At 65.3% G+C, this 1,666-nt stretch carries 2 protein-coding genes; both read right to left on the bottom strand.

Annotated features, from left to right (window positions below):
• The coding region (locus WA702_RS00570) for an NAD(P)-dependent oxidoreductase (protein ID WP_425108581.1) at positions 1 to 815 on the bottom strand (815 nt) is incomplete at its 3' end.
• Positions 812 to 1,633 carry an N-acyl homoserine lactonase family protein gene (locus WA702_RS00565; protein ID WP_425108580.1) on the bottom strand — a complete coding sequence of 274 codons (822 nt, stop codon included), beginning with the start codon at positions 1,631 to 1,633 and terminating at the stop codon, positions 812 to 814. The genes WA702_RS00565 and WA702_RS00570, both read right to left, overlap by 4 nt.
• Positions 1,634 to 1,666: the final 33 nt, after the last annotated feature.

Genomic DNA, 1,666 nt, shown 5'->3' with positions numbered 1-1,666 from the left:
TCCTGCAGCACTGTGCCGATCAGTTCGGCGCCGCGCAGCTTCAGCCCAGCGTCGCCGGCGAGCTCGAGCGCGTAGGAGAGATCCTTCAGTGCGTATTCGCTCGAGAAGGCGCGCTCCGGAAATACGCCGGGCACGATCGCCTTGAGGCCGTGATTGCGCAGCGCAAAGCTGTCGGCCGAGCCCTTCGACAAGGTCTCCAGCAGCAGCTTCGGATCGACGCCGCTGTGGCGCGCCACCGCGACCGCTTCGCTGAGCGCATTCACGGTCTCGAACAGCACCATGTTGTTGAGGATCTTGGTCACCTGTCCGGCGCCGACCTCGCCGCACAGCGTAACGTCGGTGGCGAAGCAGCGGATCAGCGGCTCGATTGCGGCGAACAGCTCGGGCGTGGCGCCGACCATCACGCTCAGGGTGCCGTCCTGCGCCGCCTGCCGGGTGCGCGCGATCGGCGCATCGATCCAGCTCGCGCCCTTGTCCTGCAAAGCTTGCGCGAAGTCGCGGGTCTGTTTCACCGAGGAGGTGCCGAGATCGATCACGATCTGCTGCGCTCTGACATGCGCGAGAATGCCGTCGTCCGCGAACACGCTGCGCACATGCTTGGCGCTCGGCAGGCAGAGGAAGATGAGATCGCTGCCCGTCACGACATCGGCGACCGAGCTTGCTACGGTGGCGCCTTCATCCGCGATGCGCCGGAGCGGCTCGGCCGCGAGATCGAATGCGAGCACGGGGCGGTCGCTCTTGCGCACGAGATTGCGGCAGATCGGCTCGCCCATCACGCCGAGCCCGATGAAGCCGAGGTTTCCGTTCGCACTCATCGTGCCGTCTCCAACTCGGCGAAGGAGCGCGAGGGCGCCACATGCAGCGCAAAGACATCGCCGCTATCGCCGATCGACGGATAGATCTCGGTCACGATCGGATCATGGCCGGGAACGATGCGGTCGGGATGGCCGGCGAGCCGCTCGGCGGTTTCCCAGCCGGCCGCCATGTCGCCGATATTGTAGACGATCGGAAACGGGCTGCGCTTGTGAAGATTGGCGTAGTAATGCGCGGCATCGGAGGCCAGCACCACCGGCCCGCGCGCCGTCTCCACCCGCACCACCTGCAGGCCGTCGGAATGGCCGCCGACGCGATGCACGGTGACGCCGGGCGCAACCTCGCCGTCGCCGGAATGGAAGGTGACGCGCTCGCCATAGACATGCCGCACCATCTGCGTGACATGCTCCACCGAGAACGGATGGCGCAGCAGGCCGGTGCACATGCAGCGTCCCGTCGCATAGGCCATCTCGCGCTCCTGCAGATGGAAGCGCGCATTTGGAAAGCGATCGAGATTGCCGGCGTGGTCGTAATGCAAATGGGTGACGATGACGTCGCTGATCTCATCGGCCTTGACGCCGAAGTCGGCCAGCGCCTGCACCGGATTGAGCTTGATGGTGCGACTGCGCAAGCGCGCCTCCTCGGCATTGAAGCCGGTATCGACCAGGATGTCGCGGCCGGGGAGGCGGATCAGCCAGACGAAATAATCGAGGTCCTGCGCAGCGATGTCATGCGGATCGGGCTGCAGGAAGTTCATGTGCGGCGTGCGCGGCGACATCGTCGCATAGCGAAGCGCGTAGATTTCGGCGGCGTTTCCCATTCGTTGTTCTCGTTGATTGCAGATGTGGGACGG

The sequence above is a fragment of the Bradyrhizobium sp. genome, assembly GCF_049798375.1.
Lineage (GTDB): Bacteria > Pseudomonadota > Alphaproteobacteria > Rhizobiales > Xanthobacteraceae > Bradyrhizobium.
The sequence above is the reverse complement of the archived record's forward strand: the minus strand, read 5'-3'. Positions and strand labels throughout refer to the sequence as shown.